Here is a 15,953-nt window from a genome sequence, read left to right as displayed (position 1 = left end):
ATTTGGAGGTAAGGAAGAAAAATCCGGAATTCACCCCAGCAGGCCTGGGCCAATGACGCAGGCACAATTGGCCTGGTACCGGGAAATGGAAGTCCTGGGAGAAATGAAACAAATCACCAACCGGACAGAACTCGACCAACTGGTGGACCTGTGGAATGACGATACCCAAGCGGATGCCGGCAAACCTATTGGTTACCTGCTAAGTCTCGAAGGAGCGGATTCTCTGGTGGATGTCTCTTACCTGGAAAAAGCGCATGCCTATGGCCTGAGGGCCCTGGGCCTTTCTCATTTCGGGCCTGGAAGGTATGCTCCCGGGACCAAAACCGAAGGCCCCATCAGCCCCCTGGGAATGGACCTGCTGAAGGTCATGGAACAATACCAAATGATTCTCGACCTGACCCACCTGACCGACCAGGGCTTTGAGCAGGCCCTGGAAAGCTATGGTGGTCCGGTTTGGGCAAGTCACCATAATGTGCGGAAAATTGTACCCAATCAACGGCAACTGACCGATGACCAGATTAAACGCTTGCTGGAAAGGGGAGCTGTCATCGGAGGTATGCTGGATTGCTGGGCCATGGACATCCGCTTTATAGATACCATTTCCGATCCCTGGCAACTCGACATCCTGCTCGAGCAGCTGGTCGACCATTGGGATCATATATGCCAGTTGGCTGGGGACAGCCTGCACATCGGAATTGGCAGTGACCTGGATGGCATATTCGGCACTGAACAGTCCCCCTGGGACATGAACTCCATAGCAGACCTTCAGAAATACGAGGAAATTCTGGATAGGAGGGGCTATACCAGTCAGGATATTGACAACATATTTCACGGCAACTGGCTGCCGTTTTTGAGCAATTCTTTGCCCGTATGAATGCTGAACCAGGCAAATTTTTGAACTAACTACTGGTAAATTATGAAAGCAGACTTAACACTGATGGCCGGAGCAGCAAAGGTGGATACCACGCCCCCTCTGGGCAGCATCATCAATGGAGATTTTGTCACCCATTATGCCCAAACCATTCATGACCCCCTATTTGCCAAAGCGCTATGGTTGGAGAATGGGAGTGGGACCTTGGTTTTTGTAGTGGTAGATATCTGCGTCATGGGCCAGGAATTGATTGATGAAGGGAAAACCCTATTTCACCGTCTGCCTGGCCAATGGAAACCTGGGGTATGTGCCTCCCGTGCATGAGCTGGAAAGGGGAGGCTATGAGACCTGGCGGTGTCGGATCAGTAACCTGAATGGGCAGGCGGAAAAGATCATGCGTGAAAAAGTGTTGGAATTAACTCGGGCAAGTAACCCTTAGCACTCCAGCCTGGAAAACAGGCATCCTGGCTGAAATGAATCTAAAGCTGATCCAGAGACAGGATATAGTAGACCATGGTTTGGGCGTCTTCTATTTTTAGCTTTGGGTGAGGGCTCATAACCGGATTCCCCCAGGATCCGAAGCCTCCGGAAATGATTTTCCGGGCGAGCAGGTCCACATAGGCAGGCTGGACAGGATACCTCTGAGCGATATCCTTAAAAGCAGGTCCCTTGGCTTTGGTATCGATCCGGTGGCAGTCTGCGCATCCCGAATAGGCTATCAATACTTCTCCTTTTGCTACCAGCTCATCCGGTATGGTTTCACTTTTTCCTTCGATTTTTCGGATATAGTCTTTTTTTGGGGAATCGGTTTCTTTTTCGGCAGGAAGATCCTTCTGACAGCCTGCCAATAGGACCAAACCCAACAACATGATTTGATAAGTGCCTGTACGAATCCTGGTAACCATACACAAATGTATTAAAAAAGATAAAACAGTCTTAATTTAATTTCCTTAAATCTGAACTAACCGTTATTTTTTTCAGTAAAGTATTGGCTGGAATACTGGAATAAATCAATAGATATTGAACATGGAATGGTGAAACTTATTAAATTTGGTTCTACCGAAAACCAATATCCATGGAAAAAGCAATAATAACCCTTTCACTCCTTTTTGTGATCACCTTTACCAAGGGGCAATCCGGGATGCAAGATCAGATCAACCAAACGGCACTTGCCCTGGAACAACAAGTGATAGAATGGAGACGGGATTTTCATGAGCACCCGGAGTTGGGCAATGAAGAAACCCGGACGGCAGGTATTGTTGCTGCGCACCTCCGTGATTTGGGCATGGACGTTACCGAAGGAGTGGCGGTAACGGGCGTTATTGGGGTGTTAAAAGGTGGCAAGCCTGGCCCAACCGTAGCCATCAGGGCGGATATGGATGCATTGCCGGTGACGGAAAGAAACGACCTTCCCTTTAAATCCATGGTGAGGACCACTTACAATGGTCAGGAAACAGGGGTGATGCATGCCTGCGGCCACGACTCCCATGTAGCCATACTGATGGGAGTGGCCGAAGTTTTGGCAGGAATGCAAGAGGAATTGAAGGGAAGTATCAAATTTATATTTCAGCCGGCAGAGGAAGGATTGGAAGACAAATCGGTGGACAGCTGGGGAGCCAAGCAGATGGTAGAAGAAGGAGTAATGGAAGATGTGGATGCCGTTTTTGGATTACATATCAATTCTCAAACCCCGGCAGGTGTCATCAAATACAAACCCGGCCCTGCCATGGCTGCTGTGGATAATCTGGAAATTCTGGTCAAGGGAAGACAAGCGCACGGAGCCTATCCCTGGTCCTCCGTTGACCCGATAGTCACGTCTTCCCAAATTGTAATGGGGTTGCAGACCATTGTAAGCCGAAATGTAAAAATCATCGAAATTCCTGCGATTGTGACTATAGGAGCGATTCACGGTGGTGTCCGGCATAATATTATTCCGGAGGAAGTAGAAATGATTGGGACGATCCGGACCTACAGCGAACCCCAACAGACGCTTATCCATAGACGGATTCGGGAGATCGCGGCCAATATTGCAGTTAGTGCAGGTGCTGAAGCTGAAATCAGTATTAAAAAAATGTATCCGGTGACACACAATGATCCGGCGCTTACCGAACAAATGAGACCGACCCTGGAAAAGGTTGCCGGTAGTGAAAATGTATGGGTTCATGACCCGGTCACGGGTGCCGAGGATTTTAGTTTTTTCCAAAAGGAAAAGCCTGGGATGTTTATTTTTCTGGGCGGCATGCCCCCTGAGGGAGATCCGGAAACGGCTCCTTCGCATCATACGCCTGATTTTTACCTGGACGAAAGTGGGTTTGTCTTGGGAGTCAAAGTGTTAAGCCAATTGGCGGTGGATTACATGGAAATGGACTAACCTTCTATTTTCAAAGGTGCTAGCGGATTTATTCGAGCCGGTCCTTCCCATCCGCAGCCTGGTTTGGATTTACCCAACTAGACAGGGAGAAGTCTCAGGTTCCCAAAGAGGGAGGATCTGATGGAACCTCCAATCGTGCTTTTTTGCATGGAAATTCCGCTTTGGAAATATTTTTCCCGTCGGTCCCTGGCATTTACATTCATATTTCCTCGAACGAGGGCGGGTTGGCTTTCACCCGAACGATTCCTGAGGTTATCAAAAAATTCCCGATGGGCGAACAGACCTTCATCTAACTTGGTGGGGTCAGGCTCTATTCAGGCATAGGTTAGCAAATTAAGGGCCGAGAGGGGTGAGAGTAGTTACTATTTACCTACGATTCATTGTGATGTTTTCCGGGCGATGTTTCTTTTCGGGTTCTGATTATAGCCCATTATTCCCTAAGCGGCGAAAATTTTACCATGAAGCCTTCTTTGAAACTTACTATTGCTATTTTTCGCCAAATAATAGATGTAAAACATTTTGATCTTCTTTAATAAAATTTTATTTTTAAGGTAACGTACACGTAACGAATAGCCTTAAACCTAATTTAACTTTTTGTTCATCCTTTAACACGCTACATTATGAAACAACATTACGCATTGCTGAGCAATCGGGGGAAACGGTTGTCAGACTCCTGTAAATGGAGGAAACCCTCCATACCTTTAAAAATCCTGGTATTTTCCCTGATTACAACGATTTTTTGTTGGTTTCCGGGCAATTTTGCCAATGCCCAACAGGGGACGCAGATCACCGGGCAGGTTTTTGATAATTCTTCCAAAGAAAGCTTGCCGGGGGTCAACATTCTGATCAAAGGGACTTCTACGGGGACAGTCACCGATATCGATGGTTCCTACTCCATCCGGGTTCCAAATGAAGATGTCGAATTGGTCTATTCCTTTGTGGGATATTTAACCCAGGAAATAAGGGTAGGCAACCGAACGACTATTAATGTGGACCTGGTTGCGGACCAGGCGCAGTTGGAGGAAGTGGTGGTAGTAGGATATGGAACGGTCAAGAAAAGCGACCTTACCGGATCAGTGGTCCGGGTAGATCCTGAGAGCTTTAAAAATCAAAGTAACGTTCAGCTTACGGACATGCTGGCAGGAACCGTTGCGGGGTTTAATGCCAACCAGGGGACCTCCGCCGCAGGTGGCAGTTCGCTAGAAGTAAGGGGGCCCACCTCGCTAAGTGCGGGCACCGAACCGCTGGTCGTCCTGGATGGGGTGATTTTCAATGGAAGCCTTCGGGACATCAATCCAAACGATATTGAATCGGTGGATATCCTTAAAGATGCCAGTTCGGCAGCGGTTTTTGGTGCAAGGGCTGCTTCGGGAGTCATTCTGGTGACGACCACCAGAGGCAAAACCGGGGCACCAACCATTAATTTCACCACCAAGTTGGGGGTGGCCGGACCGACCAATGATGATTTTGCAGTGCGCGGTCCGCAAGGCTACCTTGATTTCCGAAGAGATTATTTCCGGACCCTGGGGCAGGCGCAGCCGGATTACCATTGGTTCAATCCCGAAGAATTGCCGGAGGGAGTTACCCTGGAGCAGTGGAGAGCCTCTAATAACAATCCCAATCCGGATAATACCCGAGAATGGCTGTCCCGGTTGAATTTTTTTCCGGATGAAGTGGAGGCCTATCTGGCTGGAGAAACCATCGATTGGAGGGATAAAGTAATGAAGCCCGGCATGCGGCAGGAATATGACCTAAGCGTAGGTGGCGGCACGGAAAAAATCAAGTACTATTGGTCGCTGGGATACCTGGACAATGAAGGGATTATTGTAGGAGATAAATTTTCCACGATCCGTTCCAGAATCAACTTTGATTTCCAGGTAACCGATTGGATGAAAGTAGGGTTGAATTCCCAGTTTTCTTCCCGGGATGAAAGCGTGGTACAGGCCAATCTGACAGGGATGTACCAAACCGGCCCTTATGCCCAAATGTATGAGGAAGACGGCTCTATAAAATGGTTTCCCCATGGGTATATAGGAGGGCAAAACCCGCTGATCAATTACCTGGGACAGGACCGGTTTCACAAACGCAATAATTTTTTCAACACCTTATTTACCGAGTTCAAACTTCCATTTGGGATTACCTTCAGATCTTCCTACCAGCCCAGGATTGAAAGCGTTAGGGATTATAATTATTGGTCGCCGGAGACCATTACCGGTGGACAGACGTATGCTGGGGGCAGGGCAACCCGGTTTGAATCCAATACCTATGAGTGGATGGTGGACAACCTGTTAAAATGGAACAGAGAATTCGGAATCCACAATTTTGATGTCACTATTTTGTACAACCTGGAAAAAAACAGGATATACAGTTCCAGCATGGCCAACCAGACCTTTCTTCCAAGTGCGATTTTGGGTTATCACGGGATGCAGTTTGGTGGGGATCCGACGATTGAAACGGATGACATTACCTATACGGGGGAAGGTTTAATGGGAAGAGTAAATTACACCTTGATGGAGAAATACTTGTTTACAGGTTCCATTCGCAGGGATGGTTTTAGTGCTTTTGGCCGGGAAAATCCTCGCGCCATATTCCCGGCATTGGCGTTTGCATGGCAGATTTCAGATGAAACGTTTTACAACTCAAGTCTGATCGATCAACTTAAAATGAGGTTGTCATGGGGAGTAAATGGAAACAGGGATATAGGTCCCTATTCTTCATTTGCCCAAATGGGAAGCAACCAATACTACAATGGATCTCAGGTACAGATGGGGATTTTCACCTCCACACTCTCTAATCCAGGCCTTTCATGGGAAGAAACAGAATCCTATAACCTGGGCTTTGACATCGGCATCTTGGCGAACCGTATTAATCTGACGTTGGATTACTACGACATGAGTACGGAAAACCTATTGGTGGACCGCTCGCTACCCCGGGTTACTGGTTTTGAAAACGTGACTACCAATATCGGCGAGCTGGCCAATAGGGGCTTTGAAGCCACGGTGGGAGCGGTAGCCGTCAACCGTCCCAACTTTAACTGGAGGACCAATATCAATTATTCCATGAACCGGAATGAAATCATTTCCCTGTTTGGGGATACCGGTGAATATACGTTACAGGGGCAAACCATCACCGGAGAAATACCCGATTTCGAAAATGAATGGTTTATCGGTCAGCCCATAGATGTGGTGTGGGATTATGATATTCTGGGTACCTGGCAGGTGGAAGAGGCTCAGGAAGCGGCTGAATATAATCTTGACCCTGGTGACATTAAAGCGGACGATTTGGATGATAACGGAGTTTATGAAGCCTTACAGGACAAAAAATTCATTGGGTTCAGCCAGCCCCGTCACAGGATTGGATTCCGAAATGATATTACTTTTTTAAGGGACTTTACGGCTTCTATCTTTATCCGGGCTGACCTGGGCCACATGAGGGCTTTTACTCCTTCGGTAGCCGGGTGGTCAACCTTTGACCGGAGAAGTACCGCCAACTACCCCTACTGGACACCGGATAACCGAACCAACGATTATCCACGGTTAAGTGTGAACGATTCTCCATTTGGTGGCGGGGTGATGCCTTATAAATCTTCCTCTTTTGTAAGAATTCAGGACCTTTCGCTTTCTTATAATTTGCCCACTGCCATGTCTCAAAGGTATAAAATGCAGAATTTTAGGATCTTTGGGTCCGTCAGAAACCTATACACTTTTTCCAGTTGGCCCGGTTGGGACCCCGAATCAGGACTCACGCCAATGCCTAGAATTGTTACTGTTGGTTTCAATTTAACACTTTAAAATTGCCAAAAAGATGAAACGATATATAAATGGATTGCTTTTGTTTTCGCTGCTGTTTTTTGTAACGGCAGCCTGTAATGAAGATTTTCTTGAGCCGCAGCCCTTGTCGTTCTTTACCACGGAGAACGTATTCGTAGACCGCGCAGGTTTTGAAGCACTTTTGGTGACCATGCGAAAGGATCTTACGAGGGAACAAACGGCACAAAAAAACTTCATGGCCCACCAATGGGCAGCCTCTGAAGCCGGAGTGCCCTGGCTCCAAATGGATTATACTGCCCTGACCCCGAATTCGGACAGGTACCAACAATTTGTCACTCAGATCAATGATATTTTTGAAATGGTGAAGAATGCCAATGTGGCCATTACGAGAATTGATGACCTGGAATGGACAGACCAGGAGGATCGAAACGAAGTGCTGGCGGAAGCCTTATGGCACCGGTCTTATTGGTATTACAGGCTAATTGGCAATTATGGCGATTTGCCCTTTTTAAAGGAAGAAGTAAGGGGAGTGCGATTGGATTTTCAGAGCCACAGCAGATGGGCCATCCTGGATCAGATCCAATCGGATATGGAATTTGCTGTACAGCACCTGCCTGTTTCCGCTGCACCCGGTATTCCGACAAAAGGTGCCGGGGATCACTTACTGTCTAAGATCTACCTGGCCAATATGGAATTTGATCAGGCCATTGCCGCAGCCAGCAGAGTGATCGACGGACCCTATGCCCTGATGACCGAACGTTTCGGGGTGGAAGCGGATGATCCTGCCAAAAACGTGATATGGGACCTTCATCGGCATGCCAACAAAAATAGTGGACAGAACACGGAAACCATATTGGCTTTTGTGGATAGATGGGAAGCACCTCCGACCGCCAGAACGCCCGGCTTGTTTACCATGCGGGTGTACAACTGTTCCTGGTGGCACTCCTCGATCGGTAAAGACAAAGACGGCAACCGGGGAACCATCGACAGGGGGCCTCTCTACGATTCGCTGGGAAGGGGCAACCCGGATGTGGCCTTAAGCGATTGGCACAGTTACGAGATTTGGGAAGAGGCCGGTTTCGACTATACCACTACCCCCGATTTGCGAAGGGCCGATATCAATTGGTTTGACCGAGAGGAACTGTATTACAACAATCCCGCTTCCTCCCAATACATGGAACCTTTCGACCCTGAAAATATGGATATTCCCTCCGAATATTGGGCCAGGGTGTATCCGTCTCCTTTTTACAAAACCTATTCGCCAAATGCGCCGGATCAAACCAGTGTTCCCATGGGAAGTAATGGAGATTGGTACATCTATCGATTGGCAGAAACCTACCTTATTAGAGCCGAAGCCTATTATTGGAAGGGAGATCTTGCAAGTGCTGCAGCAGACATCAATATCGTTCGGCAGCGAGCCAACGCTCCCGCAATAGGGCCAAACGACGTTACCATCGATTTCATTTTTGACGAAAGGGCCAGGGAGTTGTTTGCCGAAGAACCCCGGCAAAATGAATTGAACCGCGTGTCTTACATTATGGCTGCAAGGAACGAAGGGGGATACAGCCTGGAAACCCTTCATGAGAACAATTGGTATTACGATCGCGTGAGGAATCTGAATAACTTCTACGACCGGACAGATGAAATCATCCTTTTGGGTCAGCGGCCCAGAATCATGCCGTACCATTTTCAGTGGCCCATAGATGACGACATGGTCAATTCCAATACCTTGGGAAGGATCAATCAGAACCTGGGATATACCGGGTCTGCCAACAATGTCCCTCCGCTGGATGTGATCGAATAAAAAAACGAGGCATCCAAAAGAATACCCCCCCCCGCTGTATCCTGTCCGTTTGATAGGACAGGCAGTGGGGGATTTATTGGGTCTTGACTCGCTGAATTCCAAGCCCGGTTACTACCGGGTGTCATCCAAGACCATTCCAGCGATTGCAAAGGTAAAAAAAGGCTGGCCTATGGAAAGAGTCCCTACCGCTGGGTGAAGGCAATAGCCCCTCGCAGGCACGGTGGGATACACATATGGTTCAAAAAATTGATGCGGGGAGCCATTTTCCGATCGGTATCACTCCCGGATTCCAGCCTGGTAGAAATGAAACGAGCTGCTATCCATCGGAACCGGAGAAGAGGCGGAGGGCAGATTATTCCCTTCGGTTTAAGCGGCAATTTGTCAGACAAACAAACGATACCAGAAACCATAGAGCCTTTTCGGTCAATAAACCCAATGACAAACGAATACTACAACATGATGAAAACAATTACTCAGCTATTATCCCGCTGCCTTATCTGGACCCTCCCTTTTTTGGGAATCAACCAGGCTTCCTTTTCTCAACAGCCTTCTTCCGGCTGGAAAGCAGCCGTGTCGACTGTAGCCATTACTCCGCAGGAATCCATGTGGATGGCGGGTTATGCTGCGCGGGACCACCCCTCGGAAGGAGTACGGCATGCGATTTGGGCCAAGGCCCTGGTATTGGAAGATCGCTCCGGAAATCTGGCCGTACTGGTCACCACTGATCTGGTGGGTATTCGACAGGAACTGTCCCAACGGATACGCGATCGGCTGATGGATCAATATGGGCTATCCAGGGATCAGGTGATTTTGAATAGCTCCCATACCCATACCGGACCTGAAACCGATTACGCAAGGTACCAATTCCAACTCGACCAGGTACAATTGGATAAAATCAAAAGGTATGCGGAAAGCGTGGAGGATAAAATCGTCGATTTGGTCGGCAGTACCATGAAATCCTTGAAACCGGTTCAGCTGTTTGCTGAAAACGGGGTGACGCGTTTTCAAGTAAATCGGAGAAATAACAAAGAAGCCAGTTTGGTGCATCAGGAGAAGCTGAATGGCCCAAATGATTATGCCGTACCGGTACTGAAAATTACGGCGGAGCAGGGGGACATGATTGCCCTGGTTTTTGGCTATGCCTGCCACCCGACGGTACTTTCTGACTATTTCATTTCCGGCGATTACGCAGGATTTGCTCAGTTGGAATTGGAAGAGCGCTATCCTGGAACCGCTGCGCTGTTCTTTCAGGGCGCAGGTGCCGACCAGAATCCCTTGCCACGACGCACGGTTCCCCTGGCCCGGCAATACGGAAAGGAATTGGCCGCTGCGGTGGAACGGGTGCTTCACGAAGAAATGAGGCCATTGGACAGTGAATTGGCCACTGCCTATTCCGAAATTGACCTGAACTTTGCCAAGCCTTCGCCGAGCCGGGAGGAGTTAGTGGAAATTAAGGGAGAGGACTCCGGGTATCCGGACTACCTGAAGCAAAACGCCAAGGTGTTAATCGCCAAACTGGACAAAGGAGAATCGCTGATCACTTCCTATCCCTATCCCGTTCAGGTTTGGAGATTGGGGGACCAGGCCATTTTCTCCTTTGGCGGGGAATTATTGATCGGCTATGCGATCGCATTGAAACAACTATTTGGCCCGGATACCTTTGTGATGGGGTATTCCAACGATGTCATGGCCTACATTCCTACCAGGACCGTGTTGCAGGAAGGAGGTTACGAAGGGAGCCGTTCGCCCATTTTTACGAGTCCCTGGGCGTCTGATATCGAAGAACGCATATTGGCCGAGGCGTTGAAATTGGCAGAAACGGCCGGAATACCGACTCGGTAATACATCCTCATCGAACCATAACCCGGTAGAGAACGACCCCCCTCCGGTTTATTTTACACCGTGAAAAGTGGGTTTTAGGGTAAGAGGATCGTAGCGGTCTGTTTTCCATATAAAATGCGCTATTTGCCCTGTAGGCGAGAATTGGTTGACTTCACCCGGTAAGCAAAAAGAAAGGGAAGGCGATTCGAACCAGTTTCGGTAACGATCGAAGGAAAAAATAAACAGTTAAAAAATGAGACTATGAAAATATCCATTCTTCGTGTATTCACAATTATCATCGCGCTACTACTCCGTTTTACTAGCGGGTACGCCGGGGTAGCCCTGCAGCAGGATTCCATGCAATGGAAAGCTGGTGTATCCAAGATTGAAATCACACCGGAAGACCCAATATGGCTGGCCGGGTACGGCGGAAGGGACCATCCATCCGAACGCGTGCGACACCCCATTTGGATCAAAGCCCTCGCCCTGGAAGACCTTTCCGGAGAGCAAGTCGTTCTGATTACGGCGGACCTTCTGGCCATGCCTAAAGGCCTGTCCGACCAAATCCGATCCGGATTGAATGAAAGGCATGGACTTGAAAAGTCGCAGATCATCATCAATAGTTCCCATACCCACTCCGGACCGGTACTCGAAAATTCCCTCTCTGATATCTATCCCATGGATCCGGAACAGAAGGAGCGGGTAAGCCGCTACTCAGAGGACCTGGTCGCTGACATGTTCCAATTGGTGGCAGCAGCCCTGGCTTCGCTTCAACCGGCCCATTTGTTCGTGGAAAACGGTGTCACCCGGTTTCAGGTAAATCGAAGAAATAATGCAGAGAACAGCCTGCTGGGGCAAACCGAATTGCAGGGGCCAAACGATTACGCCGTACCGGTCATCAAGGTAGCCAATGCAGCGGGTGAGATTTTGGCCATTGCGTTTGGCTATGCCTGTCATCCCACGGTATTGGGGGACTATGCGATTTCAGGAGATTATCCGGGGTTTGCCCAGCTGGAACTAGAGAAAAATTATCCGGGAGCAGTGGCCCTCTTTTTTCAGGGCGCAGGGGCGGACCAAAATCCCCTCCCGCGAAGAACGGTTTTTCTTGCGCAACAATACGGAAAAAGTTTGGCTGCCGCTGTAGAACGGGTGTTGAGTGAGGCCATGAGAGCCTTAGTGCCACGTATCCAAACAGCGTATTCCGAAATTGATTTGGCGTTAACAGCTCCCCCTAGCATGGAGACGCTTACTACCTTTATTTCCACCGCTTCAGGTTATCAGAAACGATGGGCAAGCCGAATGAAGGAAGAGAGAAGCAAAGGTTTGGAAACGATAAAAACATATCCTTTCCCTGTTCAGGTTTGGAAGTTGGGAGACCAGCCCATAATCACTTTAGGAGGCGAAACCGTAGTAGGATACGCTGTTGAGCTGAAAAAGATTTTCGGACAACAGCTATTTGTTATGGGCTATTCTAATGATGTGATGGCTTATATCCCCACTGCTACCATTCTTAGAGAAGGAGGCTATGAGGGCGCTTCTTCCCAAATGGTATATGGCTTGCCCAGTACCTGGGCCTCAAACATCGAAGTTGATATCCTGCACGAGTGTATTCGACTTGCCGGTCAGGTGGGAGTTCCCCGGTTAGAAGCTAGTTTGATACCCGATTAATTCAGCGGTAAAAGTCCTGGTTTTCCTTAGTGACAATATCGATGGGCATGAAATACATTTCGTCCACCGGCAAATTAAGGGCAAGGTGATGGTAAAGACTCATGAGTCCCTTGTATCCTTGTTCTTCTGGCTTGTGGCATATTAGAAAATCTATCAGACCGTTTTTTAGGTAATTTTGGTTTTCTCTCGAAAAATCGTAGCCAACGAGATGAATCTGAGTGTATTTTTTTGATTGTAGAAACTGCGCTACCGAAAAAACCCTGGAATTGGTCACAAAAATGACTTCTATATCCGGATGTTGGATAAAAGCCTTTTCGAGGTTTCGAAACACCGATTCTTTTTCCGTATCTGTGATTGTCAGTTTGATAAGCTGGTGGTCTACATCATTTTCAAAAAAATAGTTTTTAAACCCTTCTTCAATCTTGGAATAGTTATACCTGTTTTTCTCCTTGGAGATGGTGATAAAAAGGATCTTTTTGGTGGTTTTCATGCCGAAGGTGCATAGACGGGCACCGAGAAATCCACTTTCGAAGAGGGGAGGACCGATGTAGGAAAGACTCCCATTTACCTCAATATTGCTATCGATAAAGACAAACGGGATCAATTGTTCCTGGCAATACCGAATAAATTTGATGGATTCTTTTACAAATGATGGTGCCATCAGGACCCCATCAAAGCGGTTTTGTTGTTTTATTCTTTCAGTGGACGCAATAAAGGTGCTTTTGTCGTTCAGGTCAAATAAAAAAGTGGCTACCGAAATTCCGTATTGCTTGATTTCTTCTTCCGCCCGTTTGATTCCATTGAGGGGGGCATCCCAGAAATCGGTCCTTTTTGATCCTCTGGGGATCAATACAGCTAGCCGATACACTTTACCCGAAGCCAGCCTGCTGGCTAAAATATTCGGTTGGTAATTGAGTTGCTTGATGATCGACTCTATTTTGGATCTGGTTTTGGCTGACACACCCGCCCGGTTGTGGATGACACGGTCAACAGTACCAATGGAAACATCAGCCAACCTGGCAATCTCTTTTACCCCAGATAACTTTCTATATTTCTTCATTCCAGATATAACCCAATAAAATAATTTTCTGTTGCAGCTATTAATTCGTTTGATTTAACCACGCTGGATCAAGTTAGGAAAATTAATTCAAAGTCCTCAGATTGAAAATTTGATCGATTCTTTTTTCTTCGTATCGACTAATAACGCTTGCCTTGAATAGGCAAGGGTGGAAAGATTCAAGGTTTCCATTTCTTCACCCTACCTGAAACGGGCCCCTACCCATTTTTTTTCTCAAATCTGGTTACATTGGTTACCTTTGGTTCTACTAACAAATGGTCACGTATGGGAAAAAGTACGGTTTGGACTGACAAGGAAATCCTGGAAGCAATTTCCGGCTCCAATCAGATTAACGAAGCCATACGCCAACTTTACGAAGGATATTATGGTGTATTGGAAAATTACATTCTACAAAACAGTGGTAACGAAGCCGATGCTGCAGATACCATACAGGAAACCATGCTGGTGTTTTTGAACTTAATAGAAACCAATCGGTTTCGGGGAGAGTCAAGTATCAATTCGGTATTGTATGGTATTAATCGTAATATCTGGTTAACGACGCTTAGAAAGCGAAAAAGCACCCTGAATCGGGATCAGCTCTATTCCACACAGCAAGAACGAGAAGTACCGGACATAAGTAAAACGCTGGAAGAAGTAGAAGGATACCAATTGATGATGAGTCTATTTGAGAAGTTAGGAAAGAAATGCAGGCAGTTATTACACTTATTTTATTATGAGAACCTGTCGATGAAAGAAATTGCAGCACAGGAAGGATATACCAACGATCAAATCGCCCGAAATACCAAATTAAAATGTATGAAGGAACTGATGAACCAGATTGAAGGGAATAAACATTTGAAGGATTTGGTAAAAAACGCATTGGGATATGGAAAATAAATACGATGATCGCTTCCTGCTACATTACCTGGACGGGATGTTAGATCCCAGTGAAAAGCAGTTGCTGGAGCAAGAGATGGAGAAAAGTCAGGTGATCCGGGAGAGGTTGTACCTGATGCGTTTTACGATCAGAGCTATTAAATTTAAGGGTTACAAGTCATCTGTAAACGAGATTCAGCACGATTTTTTGCAGCATCGAATTGAGAACAAATCGTTCACTTCTGTTTCTACACCGAAACTGGAAGGCAAGGAGCGTCCCATGCAGTTTTGGACAAAAATTGCGGCCTCATTGCTATTTCTGTGTACGTTGGGCTATGTACTGTGGCTATTCCAGGCTGATGGAGCGCAGTTATATGAATCCAACTTTATTTCCTATGAGATTGCGCTGGAAAGAGGTGCTGGCCTGCAGGAAAATCAATTGGAATCCCTGTATATCAATGGAGAATTTAAACAGATGTTTCAGGTAAGCGCGGAAAAGACGCTGGAGGAATTTGAATCTTTTGAACTTTTGCTTCTGGGTACGGCTGCGCTGGAATTAAATAACCCGGAGGAGGCGATTTGGTATTTGCAACAAATTGACTCGGATAATACCGAGAATCAGACCGATGATTACCAGGATGAGGTTGATTTTTTTATGGCCATGTCATATTTAAAGCAAGGAGCATACGAACAAGCCCTCCGTCTCGTTCAAAAAATGAGGTCCGAGGAGCAACATAAATACCATTCCAATTTTTCCTGGGCGGAGGAGTACTCTATTCGACTACAAAATATGCTTTAAGAAAGAAAAAAAGCGATACCCCACTGGAAATAATTTTTAATTTTCTTTCGCTGATTGGTTACAATTCGTGTCCGGACTTCGACAAAAGAGAAACTAAATAACAATTATTTATGATGCTTAGACAAAAATTAACTGCCGCAGCGACCCTACTCATGTTGGGTATTGGCTTTTCAAGTTGTACTACCGATGAGGACATGGTGCCAGGAACCGGAGAGGGTACTATCGGAATGTTGTTCAAACTTCAAAACGATGCCGGGTCTTCCGCCAGTTCCCGAACTTCTGCTCATGGGTTGAATTTTGTGGATGGGTTTATTCAGATTCAGGAATTAGAAATGGAACTGGAAGGTGATTTTAACCGGGAAGGTTTGAATCCTGCCGGTAGCTTCGACGATGACGATGATGATGGCGACGGAGAAGGAAGCGAGTGGGAATATGAAGTTGAATTTGATGAAGTAAAAAAAGTTACTTTTGACCAGTTCGATACGGACACCGATTTCTTTATTCAGATCCCGGAAGGATCCTATGAGGAAATTGAGATGGAAATCGACTTGATTGACTTCGGAAACGAACCCTCCATACAGTTGAATGGCACCTACTCCAACGATAGTGGAGAGGAAGTTCCATTTCGCTACGAGTATTATGGAGATGAGATTGATTTTGAAGTGGAAATTGAGGCAGATGATGCCCAATTTGTGGTAGACAGGGTAAATAATCCCTTGATCCTATTTGAATTGGTCCCTTCGCGTTGGTTTTCTGGTATCAGTGATATCGAACTGGAAAATGCGGATCTGGATGATGACGGGTTGATGTTAATTAATCAGGATAACAATCAATCGCTTTATCAAAAGATAAGTAATAGGATTGAGATGGATGCTGAAATAGAGATAGACATTGATTGAAAGTTGCTTAATTTAAA

General features: G+C 46.8%; 12 protein-coding genes. 10 read left to right on the top strand and 2 right to left on the bottom strand.

The annotated features are described in order from the left end of the window. The first annotated feature begins 52 nt into the window (after nucleotides 1-52). Both GJS45_RS16830 and GJS45_RS16825 read left to right on the top strand, forming a co-directional pair. Complete coding sequence (locus GJS45_RS16830; RefSeq protein WP_235954824.1) at nucleotides 53-874, top strand: dipeptidase; 822 nt, start codon at nucleotides 53-55, stop codon at nucleotides 872-874. A gap of 42 nt (nucleotides 875-916) precedes the next feature. Beyond that, nucleotides 917-1,195: a hypothetical protein gene (locus GJS45_RS16825; protein ID WP_202928110.1), complete on the top strand. Its 279-nt coding sequence runs from the start codon at nucleotides 917-919 to the stop codon at nucleotides 1,193-1,195. Nucleotides 1,196-1,350: 155 nt separating this feature from the next. Here GJS45_RS16825 and GJS45_RS16820 read toward each other — a convergent pair whose 3' ends face one another. Then, nucleotides 1,351-1,776 carry a c-type cytochrome gene (locus GJS45_RS16820; RefSeq protein WP_235954823.1) on the bottom strand — a complete coding sequence of 142 codons (426 nt, stop codon included), beginning with the start codon at nucleotides 1,774-1,776 and terminating at the stop codon, nucleotides 1,351-1,353. A 170-nt stretch (nucleotides 1,777-1,946) separates the two neighbouring features. Between GJS45_RS16820 and GJS45_RS16815 the strand changes: the two genes are divergently transcribed. From GJS45_RS16815 to GJS45_RS16795, 5 genes are all read left to right on the top strand, one after another. After that, the gene (locus tag GJS45_RS16815; RefSeq protein ID WP_162343029.1) at nucleotides 1,947-3,242 is read left to right on the top strand and encodes an amidohydrolase; all 1,296 of its coding nucleotides are present in this window, start codon (nucleotides 1,947-1,949) and stop codon (nucleotides 3,240-3,242) included. A gap of 620 nt (nucleotides 3,243-3,862) precedes the next feature. Next, a complete protein-coding gene (locus GJS45_RS16810; RefSeq protein ID WP_162343028.1) occupies nucleotides 3,863-7,033 on the top strand; it encodes a SusC/RagA family TonB-linked outer membrane protein in 3,171 nt (1,056 codons plus the stop codon). A 13-nt stretch (nucleotides 7,034-7,046) separates the two neighbouring features. After that, nucleotides 7,047-8,816, top strand: a complete 1,770-nt coding sequence (locus GJS45_RS16805) for a RagB/SusD family nutrient uptake outer membrane protein (protein ID WP_162343027.1) — start codon at nucleotides 7,047-7,049, stop codon at nucleotides 8,814-8,816. Nucleotides 8,817-9,065: 249 nt separating this feature from the next. Further along, nucleotides 9,066-10,658, top strand: a complete 1,593-nt coding sequence (locus tag GJS45_RS16800; protein WP_235954822.1) for a neutral/alkaline non-lysosomal ceramidase N-terminal domain-containing protein — start codon at nucleotides 9,066-9,068, stop codon at nucleotides 10,656-10,658. 240 nt (nucleotides 10,659-10,898) lie between these two features. Continuing rightward, nucleotides 10,899-12,305, top strand: a complete 1,407-nt coding sequence (locus tag GJS45_RS16795; protein WP_162343026.1) for a neutral/alkaline non-lysosomal ceramidase N-terminal domain-containing protein — start codon at nucleotides 10,899-10,901, stop codon at nucleotides 12,303-12,305. Between the two features lies 1 nt (nucleotide 12,306). On the opposite strand, the gene GJS45_RS16790 is transcribed toward GJS45_RS16795, so the two are convergent. Continuing rightward, a complete protein-coding gene (locus GJS45_RS16790; RefSeq protein WP_162343025.1) occupies nucleotides 12,307-13,365 on the bottom strand; it encodes a LacI family DNA-binding transcriptional regulator in 1,059 nt (352 codons plus the stop codon). A 282-nt stretch (nucleotides 13,366-13,647) separates the two neighbouring features. On the opposite strand from GJS45_RS16790, the gene GJS45_RS16785 reads away from it, so the two are divergent. The 3 genes from GJS45_RS16785 to GJS45_RS16775 all read left to right on the top strand — a co-directional run bounded on the left by GJS45_RS16785 (nucleotide 13,648) and on the right by GJS45_RS16775 (nucleotide 15,936). Beyond that, entirely contained in the window at nucleotides 13,648-14,259 is a 612-nt protein-coding gene (locus GJS45_RS16785; protein WP_162343024.1) for an RNA polymerase sigma factor, read from the top strand. Further along, nucleotides 14,249-15,037, top strand: coding sequence for a tetratricopeptide repeat protein (locus GJS45_RS16780; RefSeq protein ID WP_162343023.1), 789 nt, complete (start codon nucleotides 14,249-14,251; stop codon nucleotides 15,035-15,037). The genes GJS45_RS16785 and GJS45_RS16780 overlap by 11 nt, the downstream gene beginning before the upstream one ends. Before the next feature lie 110 nt (nucleotides 15,038-15,147). Then, the gene (locus tag GJS45_RS16775; RefSeq protein ID WP_235954821.1) at nucleotides 15,148-15,936 is read left to right on the top strand and encodes a hypothetical protein; all 789 of its coding nucleotides are present in this window, start codon (nucleotides 15,148-15,150) and stop codon (nucleotides 15,934-15,936) included. Nucleotides 15,937-15,953 lie beyond the last annotated feature (17 nt).

The sequence above is a fragment of the Cyclobacterium salsum genome (genome assembly GCF_010119245.1).
GTDB classification, from domain to species: Bacteria; Bacteroidota; Bacteroidia; order Cytophagales; family Cyclobacteriaceae; genus Cyclobacterium; species Cyclobacterium salsum.
This window is presented reverse-complemented; position numbering and strand designations above follow the sequence as displayed.

Bases quoted from the DNA above. Each gene is read 5' to 3' on its own strand.
- GJS45_RS16815 (WP_162343029.1), top strand. From the start codon at position 1,947: ATGGAAAAAGCAATAATAACCCTTTCACTCCTTTTTGTGATCACCTTT.
- GJS45_RS16825 (WP_202928110.1), top strand. From the start codon at position 917: ATGAAAGCAGACTTAACACTGATGGCCGGAGCAGCAAAGGTGGATACC.
- GJS45_RS16785 (WP_162343024.1), top strand. From the start codon at position 13,648: ATGGGAAAAAGTACGGTTTGGACTGACAAGGAAATCCTGGAAGCAATT.
- GJS45_RS16810 (WP_162343028.1), top strand. From the start codon at position 3,863: ATGAAACAACATTACGCATTGCTGAGCAATCGGGGGAAACGGTTGTCA.
- GJS45_RS16790 (WP_162343025.1), bottom strand. From the start codon at position 13,365: ATGAAGAAATATAGAAAGTTATCTGGGGTAAAAGAGATTGCCAGGTTG.
- GJS45_RS16805 (WP_162343027.1), top strand. From the start codon at position 7,047: ATGAAACGATATATAAATGGATTGCTTTTGTTTTCGCTGCTGTTTTTT.
- GJS45_RS16800 (WP_235954822.1), top strand. From the start codon at position 9,066: ATGCGGGGAGCCATTTTCCGATCGGTATCACTCCCGGATTCCAGCCTG.
- GJS45_RS16775 (WP_235954821.1), top strand. From the start codon at position 15,148: ATGATGCTTAGACAAAAATTAACTGCCGCAGCGACCCTACTCATGTTG.
- GJS45_RS16830 (WP_235954824.1), top strand. From the start codon at position 53: ATGACGCAGGCACAATTGGCCTGGTACCGGGAAATGGAAGTCCTGGGA.
- GJS45_RS16820 (WP_235954823.1), bottom strand. From the start codon at position 1,776: ATGGTTACCAGGATTCGTACAGGCACTTATCAAATCATGTTGTTGGGT.
- GJS45_RS16795 (WP_162343026.1), top strand. From the start codon at position 10,899: ATGAAAATATCCATTCTTCGTGTATTCACAATTATCATCGCGCTACTA.
- GJS45_RS16780 (WP_162343023.1), top strand. From the start codon at position 14,249: ATGGAAAATAAATACGATGATCGCTTCCTGCTACATTACCTGGACGGG.